Here is an 18,436-nt window from a genome sequence, read left to right on the forward strand (position 1 = left end):
GGGTTCCCTTCCCTATCGGTGGACGGCGCCTCTCGCTGTCGGGCCGCGAACGTCGGCGCCGGGGGCGTGCGTGGGTGTGGGCGGGTCGGCTGCCCGGCCGCCGGTGGCCGGCGGGTCAGCCCTGGGGCTGGTGGCCGACGAGGTTGAAGAACACGTCGTCGAGGGTCGGGCGGCGCAGCGCGAAGTCCGCGACGTCCACCCCCGCGTCCCGCAGGGCGACGGCGGCGGCCGCGATGCCGTCCATGCCGTCGCGCAGTTGCAGCTTCACCAGGCCCCGGGCGGGGTCGGCGCCCGGCTCGTCCACGGCCAGCGGCGCGAGCACCGCCACCGCGTCGGCCACCCGGTCCGGCAGCGCCACGGCCACCTCCAGCCACTCCTGGCCGACCTTGCGCTTGAGCTCGTCCGGGGTGCCGTCGGCGATCACCTGGCCGGCGGCGATGACCACGATCTGGTCGGCCAGGTAGTCGGCCTCCTCCAGGTACTGGGTGGTCAGCAGCACGGTCATGCCGTCGGCGACCAGGCCGCGCACCGTGTTCCACAGCGACTGCCTGCTGGCCGGGTCGAGCCCGGTGGTCGGCTCGTCGAGGAACAGCACCCGCGGCCGGCCGACCAGGCAGCCCGCCAGGTCGAGGCGGCGGCGCATGCCGCCGGAGTAGGTGCCGACGGGCCGGTCGGCCGCCCCGACGAGGTCGAAGCGCTCCAGCAGCTCGGCGGCGCGCGCCCGGGCGCCCCGGCCGCCCAGGTGCAGGAGCTTGCCGACGAGGACCAGGTTCTCCCGGCCGGTGAGCAGCTCGTCGACCGCGGCGTACTGCCCGGCCAGGCCGATCCGCCGGCGGACCTGCCCCGGTTGGCGCGTCACGTCGTAGCCGGCGACCTCGACCAGCCCGCTGTCCGGTGCGAGCAACGTCGTCATGACCCGCACGGCGGTCGTCTTGCCGGCGCCGTTGGGACCGAGCAGGCCCAGCACCGATCCCGGTTTGACGGTCAGGTCGACCCCTCGGAGGGCTTCGGTGCCCTTGTAGGTCTTCTTCAGTCCCTCAACGCGAATCGCGGCGTCCACGTCAGCCCGCCTCGCGCAGGCTCGCGGGCCGCATGTCGGTCCAGTTGCGCTCCACATAGGACAGCGCGGCGGCGCGGGGGCCGGCGTCGAGCGCGACGGTCCAGCCCGCGGGCACGTCCGCGAAGGTCGGCCACAGGCTGTGCCGGCCCTCGTCGTTCACCAGCACCAGGAACGTGCCGTCCTCGTCGTCAAAGGGGTTCACCACGTCAGTACTCCGTCCGCGTCGCCGGCGTCGGCCTCGGGTGCTCCCGATCCTGGTCACCACCGCTGACCGCGCACTGACGGATACCTGACCGGTCCCGCGCGGCACGTCCGGGCCGACGCAGCGGAACCTCCCGGGTCGTGGCGCGCGCTCGGGCGGCGTCACGACCCGGGAGGTCATCCCCCGGTCACCTCGTCACCTCGGCAGGTGCGCCTCCTCGGGCGACTGCGACTGCGACTGCGACTCGACGGTCGGGTGGACCGGCCGGCGCGACAGCTTCGACGGCCACCAGCCGGCCCGGCCCAGCAGGCGCATCGCCGACGGCAGCACCAGCAGCCGGATCACGAACGCGTCCAGCACCACGGCCACCGCCAGCCCCAGGCCCAGCTGCTTCATCTCCAGCAGGCCGGTGAACACGAAGCTGACGAACACCGACACCATGACCACCGCCGCGCTGGTCACCACCCCGGCGGAGCCCGCGATGCCCTCGCGCACCGCCTGCCACGACGGGACGCCGGTCCGCGCCACCTCGCGCACCCGGCTCAGCACGAACACGTGGTAGTCCATCGACAGCCCGAACAGGATCACGAACAGGAACAGCGGCACCCGCGAGACGATGAACCCGCCGGAGGTGAAGTCCAGCAGGTCCTCGGCCCAGCCGAGCTGGAACACCAGCACCAGCACGCCGAACGTGGCCGCGGTCGCGAGCAGGTTGAGCGCGATCGTCAGCAGCGCCATCACCACGGACCGGAACGCGACCACGATCATCACGAACGTCAGCAGCAGCACGAACAGCACCACGCGCAGCAGCTTGTCGGCCTGGTGCGCCACCGTGTCCACGTTGCGCGCCACGTCGCCGGACACCGCGTGCTCGAACCCGCCCACCGCCGCGGGCACCAGCTCGCCGCGCAGCTCCGCCAACGACTCCGCGGCCCGCGGCGACTCCGGCGAGAACGGGATCGGCAGCTCCAGCACGGTCACCCGGCCGTCGGCCGACACCCGCCGGGCGGCGCCGGGCGCGAACAGCGGGTCGCCCTGCGTCCGGGCCACCAGCCCGTCCACCGCCGACGCCACCTCCGCCGCCCGCGCCGGGTCGGCCCGCACCACCACCACGTGCCGCGCGCCCTCGCCGGGGAACGACGCCACCATCCGGTCGTGGGTGCGGATCTCCGCGACTTCCTCGGGCAGCGTGTCGTTGCCCGGCAACCCCAGCTCCATGCCCAACGCGGGCAGCGCGAGCAGCAGCAGCGCGCCGGTGGTGACCAGCAGGGTCCGCCCCGGCCGCGCCATCGACGGCTCCAGCGCCCGGCGCCACACCCGGCCGTCACCGCGCCGGGTGAGCCGCCACAGCAGCGGCACGCGCGGCCGGTCGACCCACCGGCCGAACTTGGCCAGCAGCGCGGGCAGCACGGTGAGCGAGCTGACGACCGCCACCGCCACCACGATGATCGAGCCGGTGGCCAGCGACGAGAACACCACGTCGCCGACGAGGTAGAGACCGGCCATCGAGACCATGACGGCGAGACCGGACACCACGATCGCCCGGCCGGACGTCGCCGCCGCCAGCTCCACCGCGGTCACGTGGTCGACCCGGCCACCGCCGCGCGCGCGTTCCTCCCGTTCCCGCTTGAGGTAGAACAGGGAGTAGTCCACGCCGACGGCCATGCCCAGCAGCAGGATCACGTTCTTCGTCGCGCCCGCGTCGGGGAACACGTGCGAGGCCACCGCCGACAGCGCCATCGCCGTCACCACGGACGACAACCCCAGCAGCACGGGCACGCCGGCCGCGACCAGCGCGCCGAACACGACCAGCAGGATCAGCAGGGTCACCGGCAGCGTCAGCTTCTCCGCGAACGCCAGGTCCTGCGCCAGCTGCTCGTCGATGCCGACGTCGATCGACACGCCGCCGGTCTGCTCGACCACCAGCTCCGGGTGGGCGTCGCGCACCGCGGCCGTCTGGTCCAGCAGCGCCGCCACCTGCTCCATCGCCGTGCGGTCGGTGGCCTTCATGGTCACCTCGACCAGGACGGCGTCACCGTTCGGGGAGCGGGTCGGCGCGCCGACCGAGGACACCTCGGCCAGGGCCCGCATCCGGTCGGCGACCTCGCGGGCCGCGGCGTCGGCGGCGGCCTGGTCGAGCGGCCCGGACGGCGAGGTGACGAGCACCCGTTCCACGATCGGGTCCAGCAGCCCGCTGTCGGCCGCCACGGTCTCGGCGCGACCCGCCTCGCCGACCCGGTAGTCCTCGCTGGAGGCGTCGCGGACGCCCACGATGGCGCCCGCGGCGACGCACACCGCGACGAAGGCGAGCCACCCGATGATCGCGCGCCACGGGTGGGTGGCGCTCCACTTGGCGATTGACACGGTCACCGGCGAGCTGCCCACGACCCTCAACTCCTCCGTTGTGGCACTGTGCTTGTGATCCTTCCGCTGCGTGACCGGACCGGCACTGGTGGTGCCCACCGGCCACGGGTAGGGCTGTCCCCACCCCTGGCCGGTCCGGCGCCGCGGGCGCGCGGGAACCCCGGCCCGGACGCCTGCCGCGGGGGCGACGTCCGGGTCGGGGTGGTCGGGCGGCGGTGGTCAGCGCAACGTCACCGGCAGGCTGGAGTAGCCGTGGACGAAGTTGGAGAACAGCCGGCGCGGCTCGCCGGCGAGCTCGATCCCGTCCACCAGGTCCCGCACCGCTTCCAGCACCGACCGCACGTGGGCGCGACCGAGGTAGGCGCCCAGGCAGAAGTGCGGCCCGTGGCCGAACGCGATGTGCTTGTTCGGCGTGCGGGACAGGTCGAACGACATCGGGTCGGCGAACACCTCCTCGTCGAAGTTCGCCGAGCTGTTCCACAGCGTCACCACGTCGCCCGCCCTGATGAGCCGCCCGCCCAGCTCCACGTCCACGACGGCGCGGCGGCCGAAGTGCATGGCGGGCGTGGTCCAGCGCAGCACCTCCTCGGTGGCGGTGCCCAGGTCGACCGCGCCGTCCTTGAGCGCCCGCCACTGCTCCGGGTGCTGGTGCAGCGCCAGGAGACCGCCGATCGAGGACATGCGGCTGGACTCGTCCGCGCCGAGGATGAGGCTGTAGCAGTTGAAGACGATCTCGTCCTCGCTCAGCGGCGCGCCGTCCACCAGCCCGTTGGCCAGGGCGCTGACCACGTCGTCGCCGGGGCTGCGCCGGCGTTCCTCGGCCAGGCCCGAGAAGTAGAGCAGGATCTCGTTGCGGGCCAGCCACTCCTCCATCTCCGCGTCCTCGGAGCTGTAGCGGCTCAACGTCCGGTTGTTCCAGTCCACGAGCTTCGCCCGGTCGGCGACGGGCACGTCCATCAGGTCGCCGATGGTGTTGATCGGGATGTGGTCGGCCACGTCGGTCGCGAAGTCGAACGCCGGCCCGACCAGGCCGCCCACCAACGCGCGGGTGCGCTGGCGCACCCGGTCGGCGACCTTCTCCAGCACCCGCGGCGAGAACGACTTGATCATCAGGTTGCGCACGTCGCGGTGCCGGGGGCCGTCGGTGACCGCGAGCATCTTGCCCGACGCCGAGTCCGTGCCGCGCAACAAGGTCGCCAGCACGTTGCCGTGCTCGGAGGTGAACCTCTTGTTGTCCTTGTAGACCGCGACGATGTCGGCGTGGCGCGACAGCACCCAGAAGCCCGGCGTGCCGTCACCCGGCGGGTTCCAGTGCACGGGGTCCTCCTCGCGCAGCCGCCGCCACATCGAGTGCAGGTCCACGTCCAGGAACGTCTGCGGGTCGGCCAGGTCCAGGTCGGCCAGGTCGACGTCGGCCAGGTGGGCGGTCATGTCCGGGTCCTCCTCAGTTGGCGGTGCTCGCGTAGCGGCGCAGGCTGACGACCGAGGTCAGCAGGAACAGCAGGCCGAGGGTCACCACGACGACCACCTCGGGGTGGTCGGTCGGGAAACCGCCGCCGGTGGTGACCGGGTTGCCCCACAGCTGCCGGCAGGCCGTGGCCACCGCGCTGATCGGGTTCCAGGCCGCGACCGGCGCGAGCCACGCGGGCAGGTTCTGCTCGGACAGGAACGCGTTGGACAGGAACGGGAACACGACCACGACCAGCGGCGCGATCGAGTCGATGGTCTCCAGGCTCTTGGACGACATGCCCAGCAGCACGCCGACCCACGTCACCACGTAGCAGAACACGACCAGCACGCCGAACGCGGCGAGCGTGGACAGGAGGTCGGTGTGCGGGCGCCACCCCAGCACCAGGCCGACGCCGGTGACGACGGCCAGGCCCAGGACGGCGACCACGAGGTCCGCGATCGTGTGTCCGATGAGGACGGACGAGCGCGAGATCGGCAGCGACCGGAACCGGTCGATCAGCCCGCCCTTGAGGTCCGTCGCGACCGCGATGGCGGTCGGGCCCACGCCGGCGAGGCCGACCTGGATGGCCGCGCCCGCGAACAGGTACTCCTGGTAGCTGCCGCCGCCGGGGATGGAGATCGACTGCTGGAACAGGTAGCCCAGCACCAGCATGGACACCAGCGGGTTGAGCGTGACCCCGATGAACCGGCCGGGCGCCCGGCGCAGGTGCCGCAGCCTCCGGCCGGTCACGGCGAGGACTTCGACCAGGGTCGCCCCGAGCCCGGGTTTGACGTCGACCAGTGCGTTCACGATTCCCCATTCCCGTTCGAGCGGGCCATCCCGGCCGCCACCGCCGCGCCGATCCGGGCCAGGTGGCCCGGGTCCATCATGTGGTCGTGCCCGCCGGGCAGGTGCTGCACGCGCAGTGCGCCGACGTGCGGCGTCCACAGGTCGATCCGCTCGGCCAGCTCGTCCTCGGCCAGCTCGCCGGAGGCCGCGAACAGCAGCACCTCGCCGTCGTAGCGGGACGGCCGGTACCGCTCGGAGAACCGCGAGTGGACCTTCATCACCTCGATCATCGCCAGCACCCGCTCGTCGCCGAGGCCGGCCAGCGGGCTGCCGTCGCGGCGCAGCGCCTCGACCACGTCCCGGGAGGTGATGTCGCGGCCCGCGAACTCCGACCGGTCGTGCCCGACCAGCTCCACCACCCAGCCCAGCATCGCCTGCTCGTCGCCGTGCGGGTCGTGCCTGCTCGGCGGGTAGGCGTCGAGGTTGGCCAGCACGCCGACCCGCTCGCCGTCGGCTTCCAGCCGCGCGGCCACCTCGTGGGCGAGGATGCCGCCGAACGACCAGCCCAGCAGGTGGTACGGACCCGTCGGCTGGATCGACCTGATCAGGTCGATGTAGTCCGAGGCCAGCTGCCCCAGCGACATCGGCAGCTCGGCCAGCTCGGTGATGCTCGGCGACTGGAGGCCGATCAGCGGCGTGTCCGGGCCGACGTGCGGCGCCAGGCCGATGTAGGGCAGGGCGAAGCCGACGCCGCTGTGCAGGCAGAACAGCGCGGGCCCGGAGCCCGGCTTCATCCGCAGCACCGTGTCGAACGGCGTGGTCTCCTCCAGCTCCGCGAACTCGTCGAACACGCTGGAGATCGCCGCGGCCCGGGACGGCGCCCGGTCGTCCGCCGCGCCCGCCAGGTCGGCGACGGTCTGGTGGACGAACACGTCCGCGACGGCGATCGGCAGCCCCGCCTTCCGGGCCCGGGTGACGACCTGGATGGAGCTGATGCTGTCGCCGCCGACCGCGAAGAAGTTGTCGTCCACGCCGACCGACGGCACGCCGAGCACGTCGGCGACGATCCCGGCCAGCAGCTCCTCGCTCGGGGTGCGCGGCGCCCGCCCGGCGGGCAGGTGCGCGAAGTCCGCCGCCGGCAGGGCCTTGCGGTCCACCTTGCCGTTGGGGGTCAGCGGCAGGGCGTCGAGCACGACCAGCGCGGCGGGCACCATGTAGTCGGGCAGCGCCTCGCCCAGCTCCTTGCGCAGCAACGCGGTGTCGCCGTCCGCGGTGTCGTCGTCCAGCACGACGTAGCCGACGAGCCGCCGGTGGCCCTTGGCGTCGCCGCTGACGACCACCGCCGCGTCGCGCACGGCGGACAACGCCCGGGTCGCGGCCTCGACCTCGCCCAGCTCGATGCGGTGCCCGCGGATCTTGACCTGGTGGTCGCGCCGCTCCAGGAACTCCAGGTCGCCGTCGGCGCGCAGCACCACGCGGTCGCCCGTGCGGTACATCCGCGCGCCCGCGCCGAGCCCGGTCTCCGCGGCGAACGGGTCGGGCAGGAACGTCACCGCCGTGCGCGCGGGGTCGCCGAGGTAGCCGCGCCCGACGCCGAGGCCGCCGACGTACAGCTCGCCCGGCACGCCGACGGGCAGGGGCCGCAGGTCGTCGCCCAGCACGTACAGCGCGGTGTTGCGGACCGGTTTGCCGATGGGCACGCGCGCGCCCGGCACCGGTCCGGTGATCACCGCGTGCGTCACGTCGTCGGAGCACTCGGTGGGCCCGTAGGCGTTGACCAGCGGGATGGTCGGGAACCGCGCGAACCACCGCTCGCACAGGTCGGCGGGCAGCGCCTCGCCGGTGACGACCAGCCGGCGCAGCGACGGCAGCTCCGGCGCCGAGCCCGTGGTGTCCCACACGTCCAGCGCGGCGCGCAGCAGCGACGGGACCACCTCGAGCACCGAGACGCGGTCGGCGGCCGTGACGCCGAACAACGCCTCCGGGTCCGCGGCGACCTCGCGGCCGACGACCCGCACCCGGCCGCCGACCACCAGCGGCGCCAGCATCTGCCACACCGAGATGTCGAACGTCACCGGCGCGTTGTGCACCAGCGCGTCCTGGTCGGACAGCCGCAGGTCGTCCACCTTGGCGAGCAGGTGGTTGACCATGCCGGCCCGGTGCACCATCGCGCCCTTCGGCTTGCCCGTCGACCCGGACGTGAAGATCACGTACGCGAGGTCGTCCGCCGCGCCCGACAGCGGCGGCGACGTGCCGTCCTCCGCGTCGTCCAGCACCACCACCCGCGCGGCGCCGGCCACCTGCTCGGCCAGGCCCCGGTGCGCGGCGTCGGTGAGCAGCACCCGCGCGCCGCTGTCGGCCAGCAGCGCGGCCGTGCGGGCCACCGGTGCCTGCACGTCCAGCGGCAGGTAGGCGCCGCCAGAGCCGAGCGCGCCGAGCACGGCCGAGACGTACCGCGCGCCCGGCGCGGCCAGCACCGCGGCCAGCCCGCCGGTCAGCTCGCGGGACACGGCGGCGGCGCGGCGGACCAGCGTCGAGTAGGTCACCTCGCCGTCGTCGTCCACGACGGCCACGGCGTCGGGGGTGCGGGCCGCGACCTCGCGCACCCGCTCCGCCACGCCCCGGTACGCGTCCGGGCGGCGCGGTCCGGCGCCCGCGCCCAGCACCCGGTCGCGCTCCGCCGGCTCCAGCACGTCGATCCGGCTCAGCCGCGCGCCCGGGTCGGCCGCCGCCGCGCGCAGCAGCCGCGTCAGCCGCTGCGCGATCCGCTCGACCGTGGGCCGGGCGAACAGGTCGGTCGTGTACTCCAGCGCGCCCCGGATGCCCGAGGGCACGCCGTCGGTGAGCAGCTCGTCCAGCTGGAAGGTGAGGTCGAACTTGGCGCGCGGCGCGGCCACCGGCTGCACGCGGGCGTTCAGGCCGGGCAGCACGGCCGGGCCGTCACCGTCGTTCTGCAGCACCAGCATGACCTGGAACAGCGGCTGGCGGGCCAACGACCGCACCGGGTTCAGCCTCTCCACCAGGTGCTCGAACGGCAGGTCCTGGTGCGCGTAGGCGCCGAGGTTCGCCTCCCGCACCCGGTGCAGCAGCTCCCGGAACGTCGGGTCGCCGCCGGTGTCGGTGCGCAGCACCACGGTGTTGACGAAGAACCCGACCAGCTCGTCGAGCGCCTCGTCGGCGCGACCCGCCACCGGGGTGCCGAGGGGGATGTCGGTGCCCGCGCCGAGCTTGGTCAGCAGGGCCGACACCGCCGCCTGGAACACCATGAACACGCTCGCGCCCGCCTCGCGCGCCAGCGCCACCAGGTCCGCGTACAGCCGGCCGTCGACCAGGAACTCGACCTCGCCGCCGTCGTGGGTGCTCACCGCCGGGCGCGGGAAGTCGGTGGGCAGGTCCAGTTCCTCGGGCAGGTCGGCGAGCGCCTCCGTCCAGTACGCGAGCTGCGTGGCGAGCAGGCTGCCCGGGTCGTCCTCGGCGCCGAGCAGCTCCCGCTGCCACAGCGCGTAGTCCGCGTACTGCACCGGCAACGGCGCCAGGTCCGGCGCCGCGCCCGCGCACCGGGCCCGGTAGGCGTCGGTCAGGTCGCGGGCGAACGGCGCGATCGACCAGCCGTCGAACGCGATGTGGTGGAACACGACGAGCAGCACGTGCTCGTCCGGGCCGAGCCGGAACAGCCCGGCGCGCAGCGCGGGCTCGGCCGCCAGGTCGAACCCGCGGTCGGTCTCGGCGGTGAGCACGCGGTCCAGGTCGGCCTCGGCGAGGTCGACCACCTCCAGCGCCGGGTGCCCCGGCGGCAGGTCGGCGACCCGCTGGTGCGGCTTGCCGTCCACGTCCGGGAACACCGAGCGCAGCACCTCGTGCCTGGCCACCACGTCGCGCAGGGCGGCGCGCATCGCGTCGACCCTCAGCGCGCCGGTCAACCGCATCGCCAGCGGCACGTTGTAGGTGCCGGTGGCGTTCTCCTCCAGGCGGTTGAGGAACCACAGCCGCCGCTGCGCGAACGACAGGGGCGCCTCCGCGCCGCGCGGCACCGGCGCCAGGGCCGGTCGGGCGCCCCGCGCCCCGCGGACCTGCTCGGCCAGCGCCGCCACGGTGCGCGCCTCGAACAACGCCCGGATGGGCAGCTCCACGCCCAGCGCGGACCGGGCCCGGCTGATGACCCGCGTGGCCAGCAGGGAGTGCCCGCCCAGCTCGAAGAAGTCCTCGTCGACCCCGACCCGGGGCAGGCCGAGCACGTCGGCGAACAGCCCGCTCAGGATGTCCTCGACCGGGGTGCGCGGCGCGCGGCCCCGCCCGCCGGCGGGCGCGCCGGCCCCCGGTGCGGGCAGCGCCTTGCGGTCCAGCTTGCCCTGCGGGGTCAGCGGCAGCTCGTCGAGCGCGACCAGCGCCGCCGGCACCATGTACTCGGGCAGCGACTCGACCAGCAGCTCCCGCACGCCCTCGGGCACCGTGCCGGGCCGCCCGGCCGCGGACGCGTCCGGCACCAGGTAGCCGACCAGCCTGCGGTCGCCGTCGTCCTCGCGGAGCACGACCACGGCCTGGGCGACGGCGGGGTGCGACACCAGCGCCGACTCGATCTCGCCGAGCTCGACGCGGAAGCCGCGCAGCTGCACCTGGTCGTCCGCGCGGCCGACGTAGTCGAGCTGGCCGTCGGCGCGCCACCGGACCAGGTCGCCGGTGCGGTACGCGAACCCGCCCGGCGCGCCGAACGGGTCGGCGACGAACCGCTCGGAGGTCAGGCCGGGCCGGTCGAGGTAGCCGCGGGCGAGCCCGCCGCCGACGTACAGCTCGCCGGTCACGCCGACCGGCGCCGGTCGCAGCAGCGGGTCGAGCACGTACACCCGGTGCGCCGCGGTCGGCGTGCCGATGGGCGGCCTGCCCTCCCCGGTCAGGGGGCCGCCCACGGTCGAGGCGAGCACCGCCTCGGTCGGCCCGTACCCGTTGAACATCCGGTGCCTCGGCGCCCAGCGCGCCACCACCTCGGGCGGGCACGCCTCGCCGGCGACGACCATCACCAGGTCGTCGGGCAGGCGGGCGTCCTCGGGCAGCCCGCCCGCGACCACCGGCGGCAGCGCGGCGAGGTTGACCCGCCGGGTCCGGAGCAGGTCCAGCAGCGGTTGCCCCGGCGCGCGGGCGTCGTCGTCGGCGACTACCAGCGTGCCGCCGCCCAGCAGGGCCAGGCCCCACTCCCACACGGTCGCGTCGAAGCTGTAGGAGGCGAACTGGAGCACCCGCGTGTCGGGCGTGACGTCGAACTTCGCGATCAGGCTCTCGACCATGGCGACGAGCCCGGCGTGGTCGACCACGACGCCCTTGGGCCGCCCGGTGGACCCGGACGTGTAGATCACGTAGGCCGGGTGCCCCTGGCGCAGCGCCGGGTCCGGCGCGGTGGCGGGCAGGCCCTCCAGCTCGGCGAGCACCGCCGGGTCGTCCAGGAGCACCAGCGGCACGTCCAGGCCGGCCAGGTTCGCGCTCGTGTCCGCGGTGGACACCACGGTGATCGGCCGGGCGTCGCCCACCATGTAGGCGATCCGGTCCGGGGGCAGCTTCGCGTCGATCGGCAGGAATGCCGCGCCCGCCTTCAGCACGGCCAGCACCACCACCGCGGCCTCCAGCGAACGCGGCAGGGCGAACGCGACCACCCGCTCGGGACCCGCGCCCCGGGCCGCCAGCAGCCGGGCCAGCCGGTTCGCGCGGGCGTCCAGCCCGGCGTAGGTCAGCTCCTCGTCGCGGAACACGGCGGCGAGCGCGTCCGGCGCCTGCGCGACCCGGTCGGCGAACATCCGGGGCGCGGTCACGTCCGGGATCGGCGCGATCCGCCCGCTCCACTCGCCCAGCAGCAGCTCCCGCTCCCCCGCCGCCAGCACGTCGACCCGGCCCACCGGGGTGTCCGGCGCGTCGACCACGGTCTCCAGCAGCCGCACGAACCGCTCGACCAGCACCCGCACGTCGTCCCGGGCGAACAGCCGTCCCCGGTACTGGGCGTGCAGCCGCATCCGCTCGCCGGGGTACACGCCCAGCGCGAACGGGTACTCGGCCACGACGCGCGCCTCGCCGCCGAGCACCTCCAGGTCCGGCACGAGGCCGCCCAGCTCGCGGGCGTCGGCCATCGGGTAGTTGTGGTAGCTGACCACCGTGTCGAACAGCTCGCCGATCCCGGCCAGCTGCTGCACCTCGGCCAGCCCGAGGTGCTGGTGCGGCTCCAGGTCGACCTGCGCGGCGCCCAGGTCCGCCAGCAGCCGCGCGAGCGCCTGCGCCGGGTCGAGCGCCACCCGCACCGGCAGCGTGCCCAGGAACGGGCCGATCATCGTCTCCACGCCGGGCAGCTCGGCGGGCCGGCCGGACCGCACCGCGCCGAACACCACGTCCCGGCTCCCGGTCAGGGCGCCGAGCAGCACCGCCCAGCAGCCCTGCACGACCGTGCTGAGGGTGAGGTCGTTGGCCCGCGCCCAGTCGGTCAACCGGGCCGTCAGCGGCTCGGGCACGTCCACCAGCAGCTCGTCGGGCACGGCGGGCGTGCGGTCCGGGTCGACCGGCGCCAGCCGGGTCGCCTCGGTCAGCCCGGCCAGCGCCGCGCGCCACGCGCCGCGCGCCGCCTCGACGTCCCGGTCGGCCAGCCACCGCAGGTAGTGGGCGTGCGGCGTGACCGGGGGCAGCGCCGACGCGTCGGCCCCGCCGGCGTAGAGGGTGAACAGCTCCCGGGCGAAGATCGGGTTGGACCAGCCGTCCACCAGCGAGTGGTGCACGGTCCAGGTCACGCGCGACGCCTCGCCGGTCAGCCGCACCGCGGTGAACCGCACCAGCGGCGGGGCCGTCAGGTCGAAGCGGCGCAGCCAGTCGGCGTCGGTGAGCCGGGCGAGCTCCCGGTCCCGGTCCGCCGGGTCCATCCCGGTCAGGTCGACCTCGTCCCACGACGGCTCGACCGCCGAGGGCACGACCAGGACGGCGTCACCGGACTCGCGGTGGTGGAAGGCGGCGCGCAGCAGGGGGTGCCGCGCCACCAGCGCCCGCGCGGCGGCGCGCAGCCGGGCCGGGTCGAGCGGGCCGGCCACGTCCACGGTCACCTGCAACGTGTAGGCGTCCACGCCGTCGCGGTCGTAGTCGGCCTGGAACAGCAGGCCCCGCTGTGACGGCGACAGCGGCAGCACGTCGTCCAGCGGGCCGACCGACCGCTCGACGTCCTCGACCTCCCACTGGGTCAGCGACACCAGCGGGAAGTCCGACGGCGTGCGGCCACCGGCCCGGTCCGCGTGCCGCTCGGCGTGCGCCACGAGCGCGGCGAGCACCTCGGTGAAGGTCTCGGCGAGGCCCCGGACGTCCTCTTCGGACAGCAGCGCGCCCGCGTACCGCCAGTCGGACACGAGCACCGGGCCGTCCGGCCGGTCCTCGGTGACGGCGGCGACCTCCAGCGCGTACCGCAGAGGCACGTCGCGGTGCGCGTGCAGGCCGACGTCGCCGCGCAGCGACCACTCCCCCCGGTCCACGCCGAAGCGCCCGAGGTAGTTGAAGCCGATCTGCGGCGGGGCGTAGCGGGCCAGCGCGCCCTGCGTCTGCGGGTTGAGGTGGCGCAGCAGCCCGAAGCCGAGGCCGTGGTCGGGCAGCGCGCGCAGCGCTTCCTTGACCCGCTTCACCACGCCCGGCACGTCCGAGGTGTCGCCGACGTCGAGGCGCACGGGGAACACGCTGGAGAACCAGCCGACCGTGCGCGCCAGGTCCACGTCCTCGGCGGTCTGCTCGCGGCCGTGGCCCTCCAGCTCGACCAGCACCGAGCCCAGGCCGCGCCGCCGGGCCACCGCCACCGCGAGGGCCGCCAGCAGCACCTCGTTGGCCTCGGCGTGGAACGCGGCGGGCACGGTGGTGGTCAGCGCCGCCGCGTCGGGCACCTCGAACCGGTGGTGGCCGGCGGTGCGCTCGACGTCCACGGCGGGGTCCAGCGGGCGTGCGCCCAGCAGCGGGTCGCCGCCGCGCGACTGCCCGGTCCACAGCGGCAGCTCGGCGGTGCGGGCGGCGGTGCGCGCCTGCTCCGACAGCAGCCGCGTCCAGCGGCGGTAGGAGGTGCCGACCGGCGGCAGCGCCCGTCCTTCGACGGCCGCGCGCAGGTCGGGCAGCAGGATCCGCCAGGACACGCCGTCCACGGCCAGGTGGTGGGCCACCACCAGCAGCTCGCCGTCGTCGAGGACGAACTGGACGACCACGCCGTCCTCGGGAGCCAGGCGTTCGCGCGCCGAGTCGAGCGTGCCGCCGGCGTCGACCACGTCGGCGGCCCGGACCGCGCCGCGCGGCTGGACCTCCAGCGCCCACAGCCCTTCGACCGGCTCGGCCAGCCGCAGCCGCAGCGCGTCGTGGTGGTCGAGCAGCACCTGCACGGCCGCGGTGAGCCGGTCGACGTCCAGCCCGGCGGGCACGGACACCGCGACGTGCTGGCTGTAGTCGCGGGTCAGCGCGGTGGGCGTCTCGCGCAGTTGGTGGGCGATCGGGGGCAGCTCGACCTCGCCCACCCCGTCGTCGGCGACCACCGCGACGGCGGAGACGGGTTCGGCGACCGCCGCGATGGCGGCCGGTGTCCGCAGCTGGAACACGTCCGCCGAGGTGACGACCAGACCGGCCGCGCGGGCGCGGCTGACGACCTGGATGGAGCTGATGCTGTCGCCGCCGAGGGCGAAGAAGCTGTCGTCGACGCCGACCGAGGCCACGCCGAGCACCTCGGCGAGCACGCGGCAGAGGATCTCCTCCTGCGGGGTGCGGGCCGCGCGCGTCGTGGCGGGCGTGCCGAAGTCCAACGCCGGCAGCGCCTTGCGGTCCACCTTGCCGTGCGGGGTCAACGGCATCGCGTCCAGCACCACGAAGGTGGACGGGACCATGTACTCGGGCAGCAGCGCCGCCACCTGCTCGCGGACCGCCGCGGCCTCGCCCACGACGTAGCCGACGAGCCGCTTGTGCCCGGCCGGGTCGGTGACGGCGGCGACCGCCGCGTCCACCACGCCCGGGACCGCGCGGACCGCGGCCTCGACCTCGCCCAGCTCGATGCGGTGCCCGCGGATCTTGACCTGGAAGTCCCGCCGCTCCAGGAACTCCAGGTCGCCGTCGGCGCGCAGCACCACGCGGTCGCCCGTGCGGTACATGCGGTCGCCCGGTCCGCCGAACGGGTCCGGGGTGAACGCGACCGCGGTGCGCGCCGGGTCGCCGAGGTAGCCGTCGCCGACCCCGGCGCCGGCCACGTACAGCTCGCCGGGCACGCCCCGCGGCATCGGGCGCAGGTCGTCGCCCAGCACGTAGAGCCTGGTGTTGCGCACCGCGCGGCCGATCGGCGCGCGGGCGCCGCCGACCGGTCCGGTGATCACCGCGTGCGTCACGTCGTCCGAGCACTCGGTGGGCCCGTAGGCGTTGACCAGCGGCAACCCGGGGTAGCGGTCGAACCAGCGGGCGCACAGGTCGGCGGGCAGCACCTCGCCCGTGACCACCAGGTACCGCAGGCCGGGCAGCGGCGCGGCGACCCCGGCGGCGTCCCACGCGTCGAGCGCGGCGCGCAGCAGCGACGGCACGACCTCCAGCACGGTCACGCCCTCGGCCGCGGTGAGGCCGAACAGGGTGTCGGGGTCGGCGGCCTCGGCCGCGCCCACGACGCGCACCCGGCCGCCCACGACCAGCGGCGCGAGCATCTGCCAGACGGACACGTCGAAGGTGACCGGCGCGTTCTGCACGACGGTGTCGGCCGCCGTGAGCCCGAGGTCCTCGACCTTGGCCAGGAGGTGGTTGACGAGACCGCCCCGGTGCACCATCGCGCCCTTGGGCCGGCCCGTCGACCCGGACGTGAAGATCACGTACGCCAGGTCGTGCGCCGCGCCGGACAGCGGCGACAGCTCGTCGGCCTCGGCGTCGTCCAGCACGACCACCCGGGCGCTGCCGGCGAGGTCGGCCGCGAGGGCGCGGTGCGCCCGGTCGACCACCAGGCGCGTGGCGCCGCTGTCGGCCAGCAGTCCCGCGATCCGGGCGACCGGTGCGCGCACGTCCAGCGGCACGTAGGCGCCGCCCGCGCCGAGGGCGGCCAGCACCGCCGTGACGAAGCCGGCGCCGGGCTCGGCGAGCACGGCGGTCAGGCCGGCGTCCAGCTCGTGCGACAGGGCCTCGGCGCGCGCGACGAGCTCGCCGTAGGTCACCGGTCCGGACCCGTCCACCACGGCGACCGCGTCGGGCCGCGCCTCGGCGACCGCGCGCACGCGCTCGACCACGCCGAGGTGCTCGTCCTCGCGCACCGGGCCGACGACCGCGCCGGCGCCCGCGAAGTCCACCCGGCTCAGCGCGGAGTCCGGCGCGACGCGCGCGAACCGCTCCAGGTAGGCGGCGAAGCGGGTGACGTGGCCGAGCATCTCCTCTTCCTCGTACAGACCCGCGTTGCCGCTCAGGTGCAGCTCGAGGCCGCCGCCCGGCGCCTCCACGACCGTGGCCTCGAAGTCGTCCACCAGCCCGGTGGACAGGTTGTTGACCGTCATCACGCACGGCCCGAGCTTCAGCTCGGTCTCCTGCGGCAGGATGTTGACCAGCGGCCCGAACGGCCTGCGGTCGTCGCTGCGCAGGCCCATCGCGCCGCGGATGCGGCTGACCCGGTGCCGCTGGTGGCGCAGCACCCTGGTGACCTCGCGCGAGGTGTCGGCCAGCAGCCCGGCGCGCGTGGTCTCCGGGCCCACGGCGAGCCGCAGCGGCACGGTGTTGGCCACCATGCCGGGGATGGCGCGCATCCGGGCGCCCACCCGGGCCGTCACCGGCAACGTCAGCAGCACGTCGCGGACGCCGGTCATCCGCTGCGTGTAGGCCGCCATCGCGGCGGTCACCACGGTCGGCCACGTCACCTTGGCCTCGGCGGCGACCTCGCGGACCAGCCGGGCGGTCGCCTCGGGCACCACGGCGCTGCGGCGCACGAACCCGGGCGTGCGGGCGCCGTCCCGGTGCGACAGGCTGACCAGCTCGGGCGCGTCGGTGAACCGGCGCTCCCAGAACCGCCGGTCCCGCTCCGCCTGCCCGGACCCGCCGTAGGCCGCCTCCGCCTCGATCAGCTCCGCCAGCGGCGGCAGCTGGCCGTCGCCGACCGGCGCGCCCGCCAGCAGCGCCTCGTACAGCTCGCCGAGCCGGCGCCAGAACACCACCTGCGTGTAGCCGTCGCACAGGAAGTGGTGGATGCACATGTAGAAGAACGCCCGCTCGTCGCCGACGCGCAGCAGCGCCAGCCGGAACAGCGGGAAGTCGCCGAGGCCGAACGGCACGTCCAGGTCGGCCCGCACCCAGTCGCGGCCGGCCCGTTCCGGGTCGGCCTCGGCGCGCAGGTCCAGTACCCGCAGACCGGGGTCCGGCAGCGGCTCGACCACCTGGCCGGGCTCGCCGTCGACCTCGGTGAACCGGGCGCGCATGCACTCCGACTCGAACACCAGCCGCGCCACGGCCGCGCGGAACACCTCCAGGTCCAGCGGTCCCCGGATGTCCAGGTAGCCCGCCGTGTTGTAGGACGAGGTCCCGCCGGAGAGCTTCTCGTCGAACCAGATGTCGACCTGGCCGGCGGACAGGGGCAGCCGTCGGGTCATGGCAGTCTCCTCGCAAGCATCGCGTCCTCGGCGAGCAGTTCCGCGTCGTAGCTGTCGCTGATCCACTGGTCCCGGTAGACGGTGTCCAGGTAGCGGTCGCCGAGGTCCGGCGCGATCGCCACCGCGGTCACGTCGCCGTCGGGCCGGTTGCGGGTGAGCCAGTCGGCCGCGCCGGACAGCACCGTGCCGGTCGAGCCGCCGAACAGGAACCCGTGCCGCAGCAACGTCCGGCAGGCGCGCACCGTGTCCCGCTCCGCCACGTGCAGCACCTCGTCCACGAAGGACTCGTCCAGCAGCGGCGGGCGGACGCTGGTGCCCAGACCCGGCAGCAGCCGCGGCTGCGCGGGCGTGCCGAAGGTGACCGAGCCGACCGAGTCCACCGCGACGACCCGCACCGACGGCTTGGTCTCCTTGAAGTACCGCGCGCAGCCCATGAGGGTGCCGGTGCTGCCCGCGCCGATGAACACCACGTCGACCTCGGGGAAGCTCTTGAGGATCTCCGGGCCGGTGCTCTGGTAGTGCGCCATCCAGTTCGCCGGGTTGGCGTACTGGTTGAGCCACACGTACCCCTCGTCCTCGCACACCTGCTTGACGTAGCGGATGCGGGCGCCGAGGTAGCCGTCCTGGGGGTCGGGCTCGGTGATGACGTGCACCCGCGCGCCCAACGCCTCCATCAGCTGTCTGGTGGCGAGGTTGCAGCGCGCGTCGGTGACGCACAGGAACCGGTAGCCGCGGCTCGCCGCCACCAGCGCCAGCGCCACCCCGAGGTTGCCCGACGAACTCTCCACCAGCGTGGCGCCCTCGCGCAGGGTGCCCGCGCGCACGGCGGCGGACACCATCTCGTTGGCGGCCTTGAGCTTGATGGACCCGGCGAAGTTGAACCCTTCGCACTTGAGGTACAGCGGGTGGCCCGAGAGCCGCCGGAGGTCCACGTAGAGGTCGTCCACGTTGAACTCCTGGGGCGTCGATATCACTGGCATGCGCCGACTCCTAGGCGA

At 74.8% G+C, this 18,436-nt stretch carries 7 protein-coding genes; all 7 read right to left on the reverse strand.

Features of this window, described 5'->3' with window-relative positions; all coding sequences use genetic code 11:
* Nucleotides 1–115: 115 nt before the first annotated feature.
* Entirely contained in the window at nucleotides 116–1,060 is a 945-nt protein-coding gene (locus tag EDD40_RS07045) for an ATP-binding cassette domain-containing protein (RefSeq protein ID WP_246037497.1), read from the reverse strand.
* A 1-nt stretch (nucleotide 1,061) separates the two neighbouring features.
* Nucleotides 1,062–1,265 (reverse strand): MbtH family protein, encoded by a 204-nt coding sequence (locus tag EDD40_RS43285; RefSeq protein ID WP_236594923.1) that lies wholly within the window; start codon nucleotides 1,263–1,265, stop codon nucleotides 1,062–1,064.
* A gap of 192 nt (nucleotides 1,266–1,457) precedes the next feature.
* A complete protein-coding gene (locus EDD40_RS07055; RefSeq protein WP_211348106.1) occupies nucleotides 1,458–3,632 on the reverse strand; it encodes an MMPL family transporter in 2,175 nt (724 codons plus the stop codon).
* Between the two features lie 213 nt (nucleotides 3,633–3,845).
* Nucleotides 3,846–5,057 carry a cytochrome P450 gene (locus tag EDD40_RS07060; RefSeq protein WP_123742174.1) on the reverse strand — a complete coding sequence of 404 codons (1,212 nt, stop codon included), beginning with the start codon at nucleotides 5,055–5,057 and terminating at the stop codon, nucleotides 3,846–3,848.
* 13 nt (nucleotides 5,058–5,070) lie between these two features.
* The gene (locus tag EDD40_RS07065) at nucleotides 5,071–5,886 is read right to left on the reverse strand and encodes an ABC transporter permease (protein WP_246037498.1); all 816 of its coding nucleotides are present in this window, start codon (nucleotides 5,884–5,886) and stop codon (nucleotides 5,071–5,073) included.
* The gene (locus EDD40_RS07070; protein WP_123742175.1) at nucleotides 5,883–17,438 is read right to left on the reverse strand and encodes an amino acid adenylation domain-containing protein; all 11,556 of its coding nucleotides are present in this window, start codon (nucleotides 17,436–17,438) and stop codon (nucleotides 5,883–5,885) included. The genes EDD40_RS07065 and EDD40_RS07070 overlap by 4 nt, the downstream gene beginning before the upstream one ends.
* The gene (sbnA, locus tag EDD40_RS07075; RefSeq protein WP_123742176.1) at nucleotides 17,435–18,418 is read right to left on the reverse strand and encodes a 2,3-diaminopropionate biosynthesis protein SbnA; all 984 of its coding nucleotides are present in this window, start codon (nucleotides 18,416–18,418) and stop codon (nucleotides 17,435–17,437) included. Before sbnA ends, EDD40_RS07070 begins: the two co-directional genes overlap by 4 nt.
* Nucleotides 18,419–18,436: the final 18 nt, after the last annotated feature.

It is taken from the genome of Saccharothrix texasensis (genome assembly GCF_003752005.1).
Classification (GTDB): domain Bacteria; phylum Actinomycetota; class Actinomycetes; order Mycobacteriales; family Pseudonocardiaceae; genus Actinosynnema; species Actinosynnema texasense.

Excerpts from the sequence above, each read along its gene's own strand:
- EDD40_RS07060 (WP_123742174.1), bottom strand. The coding sequence starts at position 5,057 with ATGACCGCCCACCTGGCCGACGTCGACCTGGCCGACCTGGACCTGGCC.
- EDD40_RS07070 (WP_123742175.1), bottom strand. The coding sequence starts at position 17,438 with ATGACCCGACGGCTGCCCCTGTCCGCCGGCCAGGTCGACATCTGGTTC.
- sbnA (WP_123742176.1), bottom strand. The coding sequence starts at position 18,418 with ATGCCAGTGATATCGACGCCCCAGGAGTTCAACGTGGACGACCTCTAC.